The organism is Ruegeria sp. ABV4_181, assembly GCF_056158465.1.
In genome coordinates, this window is record NZ_JBSWTI010000002.1 from 2,331,520 (window position 1) to 2,347,258 (window position 15,739).

The window sequence follows — 15,739 nt, forward strand, 5'->3', positions numbered from 1 at the left end:
CCGCCAGATTTCCCCATCATGTGGCGCGCGCAGGTGTCAGATCAGGCGATTTCCACCGCAACAAAGATCTGATTGCCACCGCGATTGATCAGCACGAGGGCCGGATCGGTCTTTTCGCTGTCAAGCGCGGCTTTCAACGCGTCCGGGGTCACGGTGTCCTGACTGCCCAGTTTAACGATCACATCGCCGCGTTGCAGGCCGGCTTTGGCCGCAGGGCTGTCGGGCTTCAGGTCTGTGACGACCACGCCGTCGACGTTCTTTCCGACACCCATTTCGGACCGGTTTAGATCGGTCAGCGGAGCGACGGTAACACCCAGAGCAGTACCGGAAACGCCTTCATCGACAGACTTGTCGATTTCCGCCGCGGCGCTTTGGTGTTGGCCGATGGTTAGCTCGATCTGTTGTTCCTTGCCGTCGCGCAGGACGGTCAGAACGCTGTCTGTGCCCACCTTGGTCGTGCCAACCAAAAGCGGCAGATCGCTACTGGAATCAACGGCTTCGTCGTTGAAGGTCAGGATGATATCGCCTTGCTGCAGCACACCTTCGGCAGGGCTCCCCTCGACAACGTCCGACACCAGCGCACCGGTCGCCGTGTCGATACCCATGGCCGAGGCAAGTTCCGGGCTGACAGTCTGGATCGACACCCCAAGCCAGCCGCGGCTGACCTGGCCGTCGTCCCGCAGGTCGGCGGCGATATGGTCAACGATGTTCGATGTCACGGCAAAGCCCAGACCCACCGATCCGCCACTGGGCGAATAGATGGCCGAGTTCACGCCGACAACTTCGCCCTCCATGTTAAACAGCGGGCCACCCGAGTTGCCCTTGTTGATGGCCGCGTCGGTCTGGATGAACTCAGCATACGGACCCTGTGAGATATTGCGGCCCTTGGCCGAAACGATCCCCGTGGTCACGGTCGAATGCAGGCCGAACGGGTTGCCAATGGCCACAACGTCCTCGCCCACACGGATTACGTCGCTGTCGCCCAGTTCCACCGCCTGCAGGCTTTCACCGGCGTCGATCTTGAGCACCGCGATATCGGTCAGCGGGTCGGTGCCGATGACCTCGGCCTCAAAGCTGCGATTGTCGCTCAGGCGGACAGTGACGGTCGATGCGTTGTCGACCACATGGTGATTGGTGACGATATAGCCGTCCGCATCCAGCACGAACCCGGACCCAAGCCCCTGGGCCGGCCCGCGCTGCGGCGCGTTGAAGCCTTCGGGCGCGCCAAAGCGTTTGAAGAACTCGCCAAACGGATGGTCATCGAAATTGAAATCCTGACCCTGAGCCGGAACCGGGGCGGCGTCCTGTTCAGCGATAATCGTGACCACAGACGGCGACACACTTTCGACGAGATCGGCCAGTGCTTCGTCGGCCATCGAGGGCAGGGCGGTTGTCGCAAGCAATGCAGCGCTCAGGGCGCCGACGCCGACCCAACCGGACGTAGCGGGAAGAAGAAGAGAGGATTTGCGGATGCTCATATTTGTCTCCTGTTTATATCACGCGATTGCGGCCGCGCGTTGGATCAGGAGATGCGCCATCAGTCTGAGTGTTTCCTGATTGGCGGGTTAAGAAATCTTAATTTTGCCACAAAGAGGATGTTCTGTGCCGCCTGCATACAGCTGGTGATCGGAGGATTTGCGCGAATCAGAAGTCGCAAATCGGTGGATTGTTGCCGATCCAGCGTTCAAAACAGAAAAAGAGTTGAATTGAATCAGATTCGTTAACAAATTATCGGGCGCATTTCTCTCAAAATTGTCGATCTTCTTTTGGTTGTGGCGTTGCCCGAAGGCAACCTGCATTTTTTTCAACAACTGTCAGCATAACTGCCAGATTGCGAATTAGGTTTGTGCATAACGCAAAGTGACGCAACGTCGGCCAAAAATGACACTCTCCTTAAAGTAGAATCCTCTTGTGGCTAATGTTGCGGAAAAACCATTCCGACCCCTGTAAAATTTACCGTTCTCTCCAATTTTACGTTGTTTGCAGGCGTCGGATCGGTGACGATGGAGGTGCCCAAGCGAGGGGGAGCCGACGGCACTAGGGGGTGTCCAAGGCTTGTCACAGTCACTGGAAACGCTGAGCGGCATGTTAACGAGGGGGTCTTGTTTAGGTTCAGCAGCGGAATCGCCAGAATGCCAGTTAGGCAACTTTGGCCGCGTTTTCAGGATTGGTGAAAAGTGGTAGTCCTGTTTTGGGCAACCGGCCCGGTCGAAATCGACCGGGCCGCGTTCTTTTCAGCCCTTGCGTTTTGACTGCCAGTCGGCCCAGTCCCGGGGTGTATCCAGATCCAGCAGCGCGTTCCAGCCAGGCAACGGATGCAGGTGGACCTTGTCCGCAAACGCTCGAACCACGCCCTGTGCCCCTTCATCGCCTGTCAAACACGCGAGGTGCTGGAACAGGCTGCGGTCGAACACCACCGGATGACCGGGTTCGCCCGCTGCGGTTGCACCACGCCAGATCAGGTTGTCCGGATGAGTCTGGGTTGAGGCGGCGACACCCCGCAGATCCTCGGTGGTGATATCCGGCAAGTCGGCCAACAACACCATCGCGGCCGGGGCGTCTTCCGGCACATGCGCCAGGGCGCCGCGCAGGCTGGCATTCATCCCCTCGGTTGCATCCGGGATTTCTACCCTGTGCAAGTCCAGATCCTCCAATACCATATATCGCGCATGTGGGGCTGGCGGCAGCGCCACAATGACAGGCGCCGCGTGCAGCGCGATCCGGGCAGACCGGCGCAAAAGCGGGATGCCGTCGACGGGCTGCATAAGCTTGTCCACACCGCCCATGCGACGAGACTGACCCGCGGCCAGCAGGATGATCGGTATCTGGTTCATGTCGCCAACATGCCGTCGCAGGCCCGCGCTGTCATCCCCGCATCCGCGCGCCACCCGCGTCAAACAGCGGCTCAGAGATGACGCGCGCCGGGCGCATCTGGCCCAGAATTTCGATCTCGACTTGCAATCCGTCCGAAATGCGGTCCGTCGGCAGAAAGCCCATTGCGACCGACTTTTCCGCAAAATGCGAATACCCGCCCGAGGTGCAGAACCCGACGACCTGACCGTCCAGCCAGATTGGCTCATACGCGTTCACATCGGCGTCGTCGGCTTCAACCTCGAACGCGACAAGCTTGCGCGCCGGCCCGGCGGTCCGTTCAAGTTCTGCTGCGGACCGGCCGATGAAATCGACGTTCTTCGAAAACGAAATGAACCGGTCCAACCCTGTTTCGGCCGCTGTATAGTCGGGCGAAAATTCACGCATCCACGAGCCAAAGAACTTGTCCAGACGCAGGCTCATCATGGCGCGCATGCCAAAGGGAACCATGCCGTGAGGCTGTCCTGCCTGCCAAAGGGTCCACCACACCTGCCGCTGGGCCATTGGATCGCAGTAGATCTCAAACCCCAGATCGCCGGTATAGCTAACGCGCTGGACGATACAGTCTGTCATGCCAATCGTCATTCGCCGCACATCGAGGAACCGAAAGTCCGTGATGTCCGCGCGGGTGCAGGCGGCCAGAACTTGCGCGGCCTTTGGGCCTGCAACCTGAAAGCCGTTGAGCCGGTCACTGAGGTTCTCGATCCCGACGCCGTCCTCCTGATGCTGTAAGAACCAGCGCATGTGATAGGCTTGGCTGCCATAGGACGCGGTCAGGTGAAACTGCCCCTCAGCCAGACAGGAAACGGTGAAGTCACCGATCAGCTTGCCTTTGGGTGACAGCATGGGTGTCAGTGAAACGCGCCCGGGCTTTGGAATGCGCCCCGCCATGATCCGGTCGAGCCAGGCGCGCGCGCCGGGTCCGGTGATGCGGTACTTGCCGAAATTATGGACTTCGTTGATGCCGACACCGGATCGAACCGCGCGCACTTCGCGCCCGGTCGCACCAAACGCGTCAGAGCGGCGGAACGAGGGCGTCTCATAGCCCGGCTCATCGTCCTGCGCAAAGTAGTTCGGAACTTCCAGCCCGAATTGCTGACCCCAGACCGCGCCCAGATCGCTGAAAATGTCGTACATCGGCGTCGTGCGGTTTGGGCGCGCGGCAGGCAATTCTTCGTTGGGGTAGGCGACGCTGAACCGTTTCTGGTAGTTCTCGATCACCTTCGGACGGGTGTAGCCGGGGCTGATCCAGTCGCCGAACCGGGCAACGTCCATGGCAAAGACGTCCCGCTCGGGTTCGCCTTCGATCATCCACTGCGCCAGCGTCAGACCGACGCCGCCGCCCTGGCTGAACCCGGCCATCACACCGCAGGCGGACCAATAGTTGCGAATCCCCGGCACCGGCCCGACCAGAGGGTTTCCGTCGGGCGCGAAGGTGAACGGCCCGTGGATCACTGATTTTACTCCGGCCTCGGCCAGAACAGGAAAGCGCTTATAAGCAAACTCGATCGAGTCGGTGATCTTGTCGTAGTCGTCGGGCAGCAATTCGTGCCCGAACTCCCACAGGGTTCCGTCCACCGCCCACGGCTTGCAGGGTTGTTCATAGAAGCCGATGCACAGACCGCGCCCTTCCTGCCGCAGATAGCTTTCCCCGGCCGGGTCCATCACATGCGGATGTTCACCGCCCGCGTCGATGATCGCTTCGATCTGGGGGATCGTATCGGTCACAAGATACTGGTGTTCCATCGGGTGCAGCGGGAAGTAAATACCTGCCATCGCGCCGACCTCGCGCGCCCAGAGGCCACCGGCGTTGACTACATGTTCGGCGTGGATAGTGCCCTTGTCGGTGACCACATCCCAGGTGCCGTCCGGGCGCTGATTGGTTTCGCGTACCATGCAATGGGTTTCGATTGTCGCGCCGCCCATACGCGCGGCCTTGGCATAGGCGTGGGTGGTGCCCGACGGGTCCAGATGCCCGTCCAGCGGATCATAAAGCGCGCCGATAATGCCGTCGGTATTGGTGATCGGAGCGATCTTCTTGATCTCTTCCGGGCCGACGATCTCGGTCTCCAGCCCCATGAACCGGTGCTTGGCGCGTTCCGCCAGCAGCATGTCGAACCGGTCCTGATTGTCGGCCAGCGTTACCCCGCCCACATGGTGCAGGCCACAGGACATGCCGGTAATCTCTTCCAGCTCTTTATACAGGCGGATCGTATACCCTTGCAGGGCCGCCATGTTGGTGTCGCCGTTCAGCGTATGAAAGCCACCCGCCGCGTGCCATGTGGACCCGCTGGTCAACTCGGACCGTTCCAGCAGCATCACGTCCGACCAGCCCAGCTTGGTCAGGTGATAAAGAACCGAACATCCGACAACGCCCCCGCCGATCACTGCTACCTGAGTTGTGGTCTTCACGGCTCGCCTCCTTTGGGTTTAAGCCAAAACCTGCAAGCGCGGGGCAGGGTTTACTGTTCCGTTCACGACAAATCGTGTCGCTGGCCGTTGGCTAGAGGGGGCGAATTTTCAATCCCGTGATCCGGTTCCCCTCACGCTCGGTGACTTCAAATCGGAAGCCGTGGAAGGAAAAAACCTGTCCCACCGTAGGGATCATCTGAGCCTCGTGGATGACAAGCCCGGCCACGGTGTTGGCCTCTTCGTCAGGCAGCGACCAGTCCATCGCACGGTTCGCGTCGCGGATTGTCATGGCGCCCTCGACCAGATACTGCCCGTCTTCTGTGCGGGTCACGGGCACATCTTCCTCGATGTCGAATTCGTCGGCGATCTCACCCACGATCTCTTCGAGAATATCCTCTAACGTGATCAGTCCGCGCAGCGAGCCGTATTCATCGACAACCAGCGCAAAATGGCTGTGCATGCGCAGAAACTCCCGCATCTGGTCGTCCAGTGTGGTGGTTTCGGGCACAAAATAGGGGTCATTCGCCACCTTGGAGATGTCGAATTCCTTCAGACGGTTGGTGTCGCCCTCGCTGCTGCCGGCATGGGCATACATGGCGCGAAACAGGTCCTTCGCGTGAACAACGCCCACGATGTTTTCCGGCTCGTCCCGGAACACGGGCAGGCGGGTATGCGGGCTTTTCAGACATTGCTGCAAGATCGCCTCGGGCGTGTCGTCCGCGTCGATCATTTCGATGTTCGACCGGTGCAGCATGATCTCTTCCACCGCGCGGTCCCCAAGATCCAGCGCACCCAGAATGCGGTCGCGGTCTTCCTTTTCGACCACGCCTTCGGAATGGCCCAGCTGCAATGCTCCGGCGATTTCTTCGCGCACGGCCAGGATGTTGCTGTCAGGGTCGATCTGAACACCGAACAGGCGCAGGACACCACGCACCAGCAGGCGCACCGCTGCAACAATGGGCGAGAACACGGTGACCACCGCGCCGATGATGGGCGCCACCGCCGCAGCGGCCTTTTCAGCGTTCGTGATGGCGTAGGTTTTGGGTAGCACTTCAGCAAAGATCAGAACCAAAAGGGTCATCACCAGCGTTGCCAGCGCCACGCCGCTTTCCCCGAACAGGCGCGTGAACTGCGCGGTTGCCAGCGAGGCCGCCAGAATGTTCACGAGGTTGTTCCCCAGCAGGACGGAACCGATCAGGCGTTCGTTGTCGTCGGTGATGTCCAGCGCCTTTTGGGCCCCGCGCGAACCCTTGTCGGCCTGCGCCCGCAATTTCCCGCGCGAGGATGCCGTCAACGCGGTTTCAGAACCCGAGAAGAACCCCGAAAGGACCAGCAATAGCAAAATGGCGCCCGTGGTTATCCAGAATGCGCCGTCGATCAGAGAAGATGTGGGTTCCATCGGTCCTTGGTTGTTCGTGTTGCTGCATTTGTTATGGGCGTGCAGCCTCGGCGGATCAAGGGGTTAGCCCTTGTCGCCGGGGTCTTTCGCCAGCGGGTGATGCTCCAGCACAAGGTCCGCCAGCCGTTCGTCCAGCACATGAGTGTAAATCTCGGTGGTGGCGACATCCGCATGACCCAGCAATGTCTGGATTGAACGCAGATCAGCCCCGTTGGCCAGCAAATGCGTGGCGAAGGCATGACGCAAAGTGTGGGGCGTTACCTTTTCCGGCGGGACGCCGCCCTGAACGGCCAGTTCCTTGACCAGCAAAAAGAACATGTGGCGGGTCAGGTGCCCCGACTTGCCGCGTGATGGGAACAGGAACCGGGATCGCTGCCCGCCATCGGCCACCAACTGGTCTTCGGCAGTGTCCCGAACCTTCAGCCATTCAGCCAGTGCATCGCGGGCGGGCGGGGACAATGGAACCATACGTTCCTTGCCGCCTTTGCCGAGCACCAGTAGCATTCTCGGATCACCACGGGCCGATGATACGGGCAGCGAGACCAGTTCGGTGACACGCATGCCGGTGGCGTACAGAACTTCCATCAGGCAGGTGTTGCGTATCCGGTCCGACGAGGTGCGGCCTGAATTGCGGGCCGCCTGCAACAACTTGTCAACTTCTGGAACATCAAGCGTTTTGGGAAGGCGCTTTTGCCGTCCGGGGCCCTTGATCTGAATGGCCGGGTTGCTCTCGCGCCAGCCTTCTTCAAACGCAAAGCGATAGATTTGCTTAATTGCCGACAATCGCCGTGCACGTGTGGACCGCGACAGCCCCAGAGCATCGCAAGCGATGAGATACGCCTCGATATGGTCGCGTTCCGCCGCCGCAAATCCGATTTTGCGCCGATCCAGCCAGGCGGAAAAGTCCTTCAGGTCGCGACCATAGGCCAGCAAAGTGTTGGTGGCCGCGCCAAGCTCGGCCGCCTGCGCCTGCAGGAATGTGGAAATCCAAAGGTCCTGAGTGGCCGGGGATACCATGATCAACTGTCCTGCAGGATCAGCAGGTTCAAGGCCGCGCGTCGGGCGGTGTCTTCCAGACCGACCCGGCGCAAAGTCGCAATGGCGGCCGTCAGGTCCACCAGATTGCCCCGCGCCCCATGGGCAAACCGCCCCATGGTTTCCAGTATCGCTTCGGCCAGTTGCCCGTTGGCCAGCATCGCTTCGATATCGGATGGGATTGGCGTTGCCCATGCGAAACCTTCGGCCACCGCGTCCGCCAGAGGTGATGGAGAACGGGCGCGCCCCGGATCACCTTGCGCCAAAGCAGCCAGGAATTGCGTTTTCTCGGACTGATCCGGTGCGGAAAGGGCGGCGGTTTCATAAAGTTCAGACAGCAGAAGAATGCGCCAACGCAGCGCCTCGACTGTGGGGTCGGACAGGGTGACCTGCGACAACCGGCCGGCAAAAAGCTCGGCAAACGGAACTTCCAGCCCGACGCTGCTCATCTGAGTCCACACATTCGGCAGGGTCCTGGCGATGGATGCGGGGTCGCGCGATCCGAGCGCGCTTTCGAACTTTTGAATGGCGGCGACCCTGTCCCAAACCGCGCCGGACGCCGCCGGATCGCGTTCGGTGTAAAGACCCAGCAACTGGTTGGGTGTCAGCGCGCCGATCCGGGTCAGACGTTCGGCGGCTTCGATCTGGGCTTTCCAGCCTGCCACGTCGCGCAGGTCGGCATTGGCGAAGACGCGCGGCAGTGGGGCAGAGGGCAACCGTTCGCCGATGGCTTCGAACAGGCGAAAACTCAGCGGATCGGGGTCTTCCGGCTGCGGCAGGTATTCCGCGTCTTCGAAAAGCTCGGGGCTGAGGAACCGGTCCAGAACGTCAAGGTCTTCTACAGGAAGAACCTGCAGCGCGTGGGCGGCCTCCAGCGTCAGGGCGGCCGAGGCCCAGTCACCCCGGCGGGCCTTGCAGAAAATCTGTGCCGCGTAATCCCGGGACAAATGCGGCTGCGCAATCAGGGCGGTGCAGCTGCGATCTTCATCCCCGGTCAGCAGCGTGGCGTCGAACCAGCGCTGAAACCGGTCGCGGCTGTCGGTCGGGCCTGCAAGCTGCACCAGAGACTGCGCCGGGTCGGCCGCGCCCAATTGCATCAGCCGGTCGAGCCGCGCCAGCAGCAGGGTTTCCTCGGCATTAGGCCCTGACGGTGCGCGGGCCTCGGTCAGAAGCAGGGTGAACAGCAGGCGCTGCATGGCGGGGTTATACCTGACCGGGACGCGGGCGATCAGTTCGGCCAGCCGATCAGGGTCGCTGTTTTGCCATAGATCAACCGGCAGTCCGGTCACGGACGAAGACACAAGACCAAGCGGCTGCGACAACGCCTCAAGCGGCGTGACAACGACATCCGGCTGAACGCCGCTCTGCGTGACAGGTGGTTCCAGCAGAACCGTACCCGGCAGGTTTTCGGGCGGGTTGTTCAACCATTCGATGACAGAGAGGGGTTCCTGTTGCGCCTGCGCCGATCCGGCCAGAAACAGCGCGAACACCGCGGCCTTATTCGACATTCAGGATTACCGGCTCACGAACCTCGTCCTGCGGGGCCGAGAAATCCGCACCGAAGAAGGGTCCCAGGTAGGCATATGCCACCAGCCCGATAAAACTCAGGCAAATCAGATATAACAGGAACTTGATCAGACGGCCCATTGCTCAACGCTGCCCCAATTTTCTCTTTTGTCCAAGTTATAACTGGCATTTTTCCTAAGATCACGTCATTCACGATGAAATGAGCGAAATTAAGCATAACACCCACACCTCTGACCCCGCTGCGGGCTATGCGCTGCACAAAACAGTGGTTCTTGTGGGGATGATGGGGGCGGGAAAGACCGCTGTGGGCCGGGCTTTGGCCGCCCGGCTGGGTGTTCCCTTCCTCGACAGCGATGCCGAGATCGAATCGGCGGCCAACATGACCATCCCCGAGATTTTCGAACGCGACGGTGAGCCGTTTTTTCGCGCCAAGGAAAGCCAGGTTATCGGACGTCTGCTGGACGAGGAAAAAGGGATACTTTCGACTGGTGGCGGTGCCTTTCTGGCCGAGCAAAACCGCAAGATGATTACAGAGCGCGGCGTGTCCGTCTGGCTGCGCGCGGATCTGAACGTGTTGTGGAACCGGGTTAAACACAAGAACACGCGCCCGCTGCTTCGTACCTCGGACCCCTTTGCGACCCTGCGCGCCTTGTATGAGGACCGCGTACCGGTTTATGCGCAGGCCGACCTGACGGCCAACTCCGACGGCGAAACCTCGATCGACAATATGGTGAACCGGGTACTGGCCGCTTTGGGCACGCGCCCTGATGTTTTGGAACCGAAATAATGCACCAAACTGTACATGTTGAACTGGGTGAACGATCCTACGACGTGGAAATCGGCCCCGATTTGCTGGCCCAGTCGGGGGCCCGGATTGCCCCGCTGTTGCACCGGTCCAGGGTTGCTGTTCTGACAGACGAAAACGTGGCGGATCTGCATCTGGACGCCTTGCGCGACGGGCTGGCGGCGGCCGGGATCGGGATGTCCGCGCTGGCTCTGCCCGCAGGCGAAGCCACCAAAAGCTGGCCGCATTTCGAACGCGCGGTCGAATGGCTCTTGGCTGAAAAGATCGAGCGTCGTGACGTCGTGGTGGCCCTCGGTGGCGGCGTCATCGGCGATCTGGCCGGATTCGCTGCGGCTGTGCTGCGGCGCGGGGTGCGGTTCGTTCAGATACCGACCTCGCTGCTGGCGCAGGTGGACAGTTCGGTGGGCGGCAAGACCGGGATCAATGCGCCGCAGGGCAAAAACCTGATCGGTGCCTTTCACCAGCCGTCTCTGGTTCTGGCTGATACCTCGGTTCTGGGTACGATGACCCGGCGCGACTTTCTGTCGGGCTACGGTGAGGTGGTGAAATACGGGCTGCTGGGTGATTCCGATTTCTTTGAATGGCTGGAAGCCAACGGACCGGATGTCTCGGTCGGAGATATGGCCGCGCGGGTGCGGGCTGTAACGCGTTCGGTTCAGATGAAGGCCGATATCGTCGCGCGCGACGAGACCGAGCAGGGCGACCGCGCATTGCTGAACCTCGGCCACACGTTCTGCCACGCGCTGGAAGCGGCAACCGGTTATTCCGACCGGCTGTTGCATGGTGAAGGCGTCGCCATTGGCTGCGCTCTGGCGTTCGAGTTGTCGTCGCGTCTGGGCCTGTGTTCGCAGGAAGACCCAAGCCGCGTGCGGGCGCATCTGCGCGCGATGGGGATGAAAACCGATCTGGCCGACATTCCCGGAGACCTGCCTGGTGCCGAGGCGCTGGTCGATCTCATGGCGCAGGACAAAAAAGTCATCGACGGCCAGTTGCGGTTCATTCTGGCCCGCGGAATCGGGAAGGCTTTTGTCACTTCAGACGTCCCGCGAGAGGCTGTTTTGTCGGTGCTCGAAGATGCGCTGGCAACGGTCTGATCACCGCCCGCGGATAACCATCAGTTCGCCGATATTTTCACGGGTGATATAGCCCACCATATGCCCGGCCTGCGTGCATACGGCAATGGCGGGGGCACCTTTGTGCAACCCGTCCAGCACTTTTTCCAACCCGCTGGTCAACGGTACTTGCGGGATATTGGTGACCATGATCGACGTCGCGGGGTCTGACCTCGGGTTCTCACCGGCCAGCGCCGCGAACAGCCGGTCGCGGGTGACGAAGCCCAGCAGTGCCCCGTCCGGGCGCAACACCGGAAATTCGTGCTGCGTTGTATGAATGACGGCCTGCGCCGCGGTGGCGAGTGTGTCGGCGGGGGACAGGGCGTGGAACTCGGTGATCATCGCGTCCCGTGCCAGAACGCGGCGGGCGACCGAACGCATGGCGACATCCTGGCTTTCGGAACTGGCGGCGACAAAGACAAAAACGGCGATCAGAACCAGAATGGCATTGCCGGTGCTCAATCCCCAAAAGCCAAAAGCCATGGCAACAGCCTGGCCGCTCATCGCAGCGACGCGTGTCGCCTTGACCCGATCCATTTTCAGGCAAAGCAGCGCACGGAATACACGTCCGCCGTCCATGGGAAAGGCCGGGATCATATTGAAGGCGGCCAGCAACAGGTTCACATAGGCCAGGCGATTCAACAGGCTCGGTCCGGTAGAGTTGATCTGCGCCATCGTTTCCAGGGGCATCCCGGCCCCGAAGGCGACCAGAATGACCCAGATGACGATGTTGACGGCCGGTCCGGCCAGTGCCACCCAAACCTCCTGCATCGGTTTTTCCGGCATCCGTTCCAGCCGCGCCAGCCCGCCGATGGGCAAAAGGGTGATGTCGGGGGTTTTGATCCCGTAACGCCGCGCCATCAGCGCATGGCCGAACTCATGCGCGACAACGCAGGCGAACAGGGCCAGAACGAAGATCAGGTTCTCGATCGCGGCGGGCAGTCCGCCACTGGAATAGGCGGCGAACCCGACCCAGGCCAGCAGCAGGAAAAAGGTGACATGGACCCTCAGTTCCGACCCCAATAGCCGGCCGAGTGAGAAGGACCATGTCATCATATGTCTCCGTCTGGTTTAGAACGGAATCTCGTCGTCGTCGATTCCGCCGGATGCCGGTGCAGGGGCGCTGGACGAGCCGCCATAGGGGTCGCCATAACCGCCGCCGGCCTGACCGCCGCTGTAACCGCCCGACTGGCCGCCGCCATATCCGCCACTGCCGCCTTCGCCGCGGCTGTCCAGAAGCGTCAACTCACCCCGGTAGGGGCGCAGCACGACCTCGGTGGAATACCGGTCCTGGCCGGACTGGTCCTGCCATTTGCGTGTCTCCAACTGACCTTCGATGTAAACCTTGCTGCCTTTACGCAGATATTGCTCGGCGATCCGCGCCAGAGGTTCCGAGAAGATCGCGACCGAGTGCCACTCGGTCCGCTCGCGACGCTCGCCGGTGTTGCGGTCTTTCCATGTCTCGGACGTGGCGATGCGCAGATTGCAAACCTTACCGCCGTTCTGGAACGATCGGACCTCGGGATCGCGGCCTAGATTTCCGACCAGAATGACCTTGTTGACTGAACCCGCCATGAATTTCCCCGTTATTGACTGACTTGAGTGCGCCCGAATTTGACGCTGTGTATCCATGCGACCCTATACGGCCTGCGTCATGGTTAAAACACAGTTGATGAATGCAACAGTGGGCAAGAAATCTCTCAGGTTCCGTTTACCAAGCTTTCATTATTAACTGAAATATTTATACTAAATCGGGTTCCTGAACGAGCGGGATTGGCATTAATGCGTTTTCTGGTTTGTTGTTTTTCTGTTCTGTGCTTTGTGCTGGTTTCGGTTCCCGTAACCGCCGACACGCTGTCCACGAAAAGCCGCAGGGACATTTTCCTCAAACAATCCAAGGTTTTGGATACGCGTGCAGCCACGCAGTATCGGGATTCCGAGCGGTTAAAACCCAAAACCTCTCAGCCCCAGTTCAGCAAACGCTATACCGGAAAGTACCGCGGGGAATACATGACACTGGCCCGTCAGGCGGCGCGCAAGCACAATGTGCCGGAGGAGTTGTTTCTGCGTCTGGTGCAACAGGAAAGCGGCTGGAATCCACGCGCAAGGTCGCACAAAGGCGCATTGGGGCTGGCGCAGCTGATGCCCGGTACCGCCAGGCTATTGGGTGTCAACCCACATGACCCAAAGCAGAATTTGGAAGGCGGTGCCCGGTACCTGTCGTGGCAATACCGCAAGTTCAAATCCTGGCGTCTGGCACTGGCGGCCTACAACGCCGGACCGAAGGCGGTTGAAGAACATGGCGGCATCCCGCCTTACAAGGAAACTCAGAACTACGTCAAAGTGATCTGGGGCGGGTGAAGCAGCGAGAGATTGAAAAAAAGAACCGGCGCTGAGGCCGGTTCTTTCTGTCTGGATTTTACTCTGCCGCGATTTTGATCACCGGCTCCATCCGGGCCAGAATGTCCTCTGACAGATGGCACTTGATCTGATGCCCGTCCGCCAGCGTTTTCACCGGCGGAACGTCACGTTCACACAGCCCGCCGGGAACTTCGGATTTCCAGCGGCACCGAGTCTGGAACGGGCAGCCGGGCGGTGGGCTCATCGCCGACGGGATATCGCCTTCCAGAACGATGTGCTGCTTTTCGATGGACGTATCCGCGATGGGAACGGCGCTCAGCAAAGCTTCGGTATAGGGGTGATAGGGCGGCGCGAACACCTGATCCGTCGTCCCCAACTCGACCACGTGACCCAGATACATGACCATCACACGGTCGCTGAGATAGCGTACGATGGACAGGTCGTGGCTGATGAACAGCAGCGTCGTCTTATGTTCGCGCTGAATCTCCATCAATAGGTCAGTCACCGCCGCCTGCACCGACACGTCCAGCGCCGAGACCGGCTCATCCGCAACAACGATCCGCGCATCGCCGGCAAAGGCGCGCGCAATGCCGACACGCTGTTTCTGGCCCCCCGACAGTTGGCGCGGCATCCGCTCGGCAAAGGCGCGGGGCAGTTTCACCAGATCCAGCAGTTCCAGCATCCGTTTCTTGCGCTCGGCCTCGGAATTGCCGACGCCGAATATCTCAAGCGCCCGGATGATCTGGCGCCCCACGGTCATCGACGGATTCAGCGTGTCGAAAGGGTTCTGGAACACCATCTGAACCTCGCCCACGGTCTTGGCGTCGCGTTCTTCGATCGGCACCTGCTCGATATTCCGGTTGTCCAGAAGGATCTGCCCGTCAGTGGCCGTCTCCAGCCCCATCAAGACCTTGGCAAAGGTTGACTTGCCACAGCCGGATTTGCCCACAATGGCCAGCGTCTCGGATTCATGCGCCTCGAAACTCAGCGTTTCATTGGCCTTCACAACTTTCTTTTCGCCACCGCCGAACAGGGCGTTCGCGGCCACTTCGTAATACTTCTTGAGGTTGTCCATCTTCAGAACGGTTCGTCCGATCTCGGCTTTGCCTTTCTGCTCGCCAACGGTGATCGGCGCGTTCCAGTCGATTTCCTTGAACTTCAGACAGCGCGTATGGTGCCGGTCATTGCCGGGGACGGCTTCCATCAGAATGTTCTGGGCATCACAGCGGCCTTCTTCGAAATAGTCGCAGCGCGGGCCAAAATTACAGCCCGGCGGGCGCTCGTGCGGCAACGGGAAGTTGCCGGGAATGGCCACCAGCGGGCGCGCGTTCTTATCCGCACCAGGCAGGGGGATCGACCGGAACAAAGCCTGTGTATAGGGGTGCTGCATCTCGTCGAAGACATCATGGATCGAGCCGCGCTCGACCGCTTCGCCCGAATACATCACGCACAGCCGGTCGCATGTCTCAAGGACCAGACCCAGGTTATGCGAAATGAACAGCATCGAGGTGCCATACTTCTTGCCCAGATCCTTGACCAGTTCGACCACGGCGGCCTCAACCGTCACGTCCAGCGCGGTGGTCGGTTCATCCAGGATCAGCAAGGAAGGCTTGGACATCAGCGCCATGGCGATCACGATGCGCTGCTGCTGGCCACCCGACAATTGGTGCGGGAACGAATTCAGCATCCGCTCCGGATCGGGCAGGCGCACATCGGTCACCACTTCCAGCGCGCGGGCATAGGCTTCTTCTGCGCCGACGCCTTCGTGGATCATCGGCACTTCCATCAGCTGTTTGCCGATCTTCATCGCCGGGTTCAGCGAGGCCATCGGTTCCTGATAGATCATCGCGATTTCGTTGCCGCGGATGTCGCGCAGCTCGTCCGAGCTCATTTCGGACAGGTCGCGCCCTTTGAACTTGATGGTGCCGCCGACAATGCGGCCGTTCTTGCCAAGATCCTGCATAACGCCAAGTGCAACAGTGGATTTGCCACACCCGGATTCACCCACCAGGCCGACCGCTTCGCCCGGCTGCACGCTGACCGAGAAATCCATCACGGCGGGGATTTCCCGCAGGCGGGTAAAGAATGAAATCGACAGCTTGTCGATCTCCAGGATCGGGCCGTCATAATCCGCCAGTTTGTTCATCTTGCTTACTCCTCGCGAGAGTCAGGGGATCCCCTTCATCTGGCTAAAAATACCTCGGGGGTCCGGGGGCA

Annotated in this window: 13 protein-coding genes; 3 read left to right on the top strand and 10 right to left on the bottom strand. The window is 60.4% G+C overall.

Annotated features, from left to right (window positions below):
* Positions 1-41: 41 nt before the first annotated feature.
* From ACXAC3_RS11535 to ACXAC3_RS11565, 7 genes are all read right to left on the bottom strand, one after another.
* Positions 42-1,478 (bottom strand): DegQ family serine endoprotease, encoded by a 1,437-nt coding sequence (locus tag ACXAC3_RS11535; RefSeq protein WP_475160127.1) that lies wholly within the window; start codon positions 1,476-1,478, stop codon positions 42-44.
* Between the two features lie 756 nt (positions 1,479-2,234).
* The gene (locus ACXAC3_RS11540; protein ID WP_475160128.1) at positions 2,235-2,834 is read right to left on the bottom strand and encodes a nucleotidyltransferase family protein; all 600 of its coding nucleotides are present in this window, start codon (positions 2,832-2,834) and stop codon (positions 2,235-2,237) included.
* Positions 2,835-2,865: 31 nt separating this feature from the next.
* The gene (locus ACXAC3_RS11545; RefSeq protein ID WP_475160130.1) at positions 2,866-5,283 is read right to left on the bottom strand and encodes a GcvT family protein; all 2,418 of its coding nucleotides are present in this window, start codon (positions 5,281-5,283) and stop codon (positions 2,866-2,868) included.
* Between the two features lie 91 nt (positions 5,284-5,374).
* The gene (locus tag ACXAC3_RS11550; protein WP_475160131.1) at positions 5,375-6,682 is read right to left on the bottom strand and encodes an HlyC/CorC family transporter; all 1,308 of its coding nucleotides are present in this window, start codon (positions 6,680-6,682) and stop codon (positions 5,375-5,377) included.
* Positions 6,683-6,745: 63 nt separating this feature from the next.
* Positions 6,746-7,699 (bottom strand): tyrosine recombinase, encoded by a 954-nt coding sequence (locus ACXAC3_RS11555; RefSeq protein ID WP_475160133.1) that lies wholly within the window; start codon positions 7,697-7,699, stop codon positions 6,746-6,748.
* Between the two features lie 2 nt (positions 7,700-7,701).
* Positions 7,702-9,225: a hypothetical protein gene (locus ACXAC3_RS11560; RefSeq protein ID WP_475160135.1), complete on the bottom strand. Its 1,524-nt coding sequence runs from the start codon at positions 9,223-9,225 to the stop codon at positions 7,702-7,704.
* Positions 9,215-9,364, bottom strand: coding sequence for a hypothetical protein (locus ACXAC3_RS11565; RefSeq protein WP_475160138.1), 150 nt, complete (start codon positions 9,362-9,364; stop codon positions 9,215-9,217). Before ACXAC3_RS11565 ends, ACXAC3_RS11560 begins: the two co-directional genes overlap by 11 nt.
* Positions 9,365-9,443: 79 nt before the next feature.
* On the opposite strand from ACXAC3_RS11565, the gene ACXAC3_RS11570 reads away from it, so the two are divergent.
* Together ACXAC3_RS11570 and aroB are read left to right on the top strand one after the other, a co-directional pair.
* Positions 9,444-10,031, top strand: coding sequence for a shikimate kinase (locus ACXAC3_RS11570; RefSeq protein ID WP_475160143.1), 588 nt, complete (start codon positions 9,444-9,446; stop codon positions 10,029-10,031).
* On the top strand, positions 10,031-11,143 hold the full coding sequence (gene aroB / locus ACXAC3_RS11575; RefSeq protein WP_475160150.1) for a 3-dehydroquinate synthase: 1,113 nt from the start codon (positions 10,031-10,033) through the stop codon (positions 11,141-11,143). The genes ACXAC3_RS11570 and aroB overlap by 1 nt, the downstream gene beginning before the upstream one ends.
* Here the strand turns inward: aroB and ACXAC3_RS11580 are convergent, their stop codons facing one another.
* Positions 11,144-12,214, bottom strand: coding sequence for a site-2 protease family protein (locus tag ACXAC3_RS11580; RefSeq protein ID WP_475160155.1), 1,071 nt, complete (start codon positions 12,212-12,214; stop codon positions 11,144-11,146).
* An 18-nt stretch (positions 12,215-12,232) separates the two neighbouring features.
* The gene (ssb, locus tag ACXAC3_RS11585) at positions 12,233-12,736 is read right to left on the bottom strand and encodes a single-stranded DNA-binding protein (RefSeq protein WP_475160159.1); all 504 of its coding nucleotides are present in this window, start codon (positions 12,734-12,736) and stop codon (positions 12,233-12,235) included.
* Positions 12,737-12,943: 207 nt separating this feature from the next.
* On the opposite strand from ssb, the gene ACXAC3_RS11590 reads away from it, so the two are divergent.
* Positions 12,944-13,522, top strand: coding sequence for a lytic transglycosylase domain-containing protein (locus tag ACXAC3_RS11590; RefSeq protein WP_475160163.1), 579 nt, complete (start codon positions 12,944-12,946; stop codon positions 13,520-13,522).
* Positions 13,523-13,580: 58 nt separating this feature from the next.
* Here ACXAC3_RS11590 and ACXAC3_RS11595 read toward each other — a convergent pair whose 3' ends face one another.
* Positions 13,581-15,668 (bottom strand): dipeptide ABC transporter ATP-binding protein, encoded by a 2,088-nt coding sequence (locus ACXAC3_RS11595; RefSeq protein WP_475160165.1) that lies wholly within the window; start codon positions 15,666-15,668, stop codon positions 13,581-13,583.
* Positions 15,669-15,739: the final 71 nt, after the last annotated feature.

Excerpts from the sequence above, each read along its gene's own strand:
- ACXAC3_RS11535 (WP_475160127.1), bottom strand. The coding sequence starts at position 1,478 with ATGAGCATCCGCAAATCCTCTCTTCTTCTTCCCGCTACGTCCGGTTGG.
- ACXAC3_RS11540 (WP_475160128.1), bottom strand. The coding sequence starts at position 2,834 with ATGAACCAGATACCGATCATCCTGCTGGCCGCGGGTCAGTCTCGTCGC.
- ACXAC3_RS11550 (WP_475160131.1), bottom strand. The coding sequence starts at position 6,682 with ATGGAACCCACATCTTCTCTGATCGACGGCGCATTCTGGATAACCACG.
- ACXAC3_RS11555 (WP_475160133.1), bottom strand. The coding sequence starts at position 7,699 with ATGGTATCCCCGGCCACTCAGGACCTTTGGATTTCCACATTCCTGCAG.
- ACXAC3_RS11560 (WP_475160135.1), bottom strand. The coding sequence starts at position 9,225 with ATGTCGAATAAGGCCGCGGTGTTCGCGCTGTTTCTGGCCGGATCGGCG.
- ACXAC3_RS11565 (WP_475160138.1), bottom strand. The coding sequence starts at position 9,364 with ATGGGCCGTCTGATCAAGTTCCTGTTATATCTGATTTGCCTGAGTTTT.
- ACXAC3_RS11570 (WP_475160143.1), top strand. The coding sequence starts at position 9,444 with ATGAGCGAAATTAAGCATAACACCCACACCTCTGACCCCGCTGCGGGC.
- aroB (WP_475160150.1), top strand. The coding sequence starts at position 10,031 with ATGCACCAAACTGTACATGTTGAACTGGGTGAACGATCCTACGACGTG.
- ACXAC3_RS11580 (WP_475160155.1), bottom strand. The coding sequence starts at position 12,214 with ATGACATGGTCCTTCTCACTCGGCCGGCTATTGGGGTCGGAACTGAGG.
- ssb (WP_475160159.1), bottom strand. The coding sequence starts at position 12,736 with ATGGCGGGTTCAGTCAACAAGGTCATTCTGGTCGGAAATCTAGGCCGC.
- ACXAC3_RS11590 (WP_475160163.1), top strand. The coding sequence starts at position 12,944 with ATGCGTTTTCTGGTTTGTTGTTTTTCTGTTCTGTGCTTTGTGCTGGTT.
- ACXAC3_RS11595 (WP_475160165.1), bottom strand. The coding sequence starts at position 15,668 with ATGAACAAACTGGCGGATTATGACGGCCCGATCCTGGAGATCGACAAG.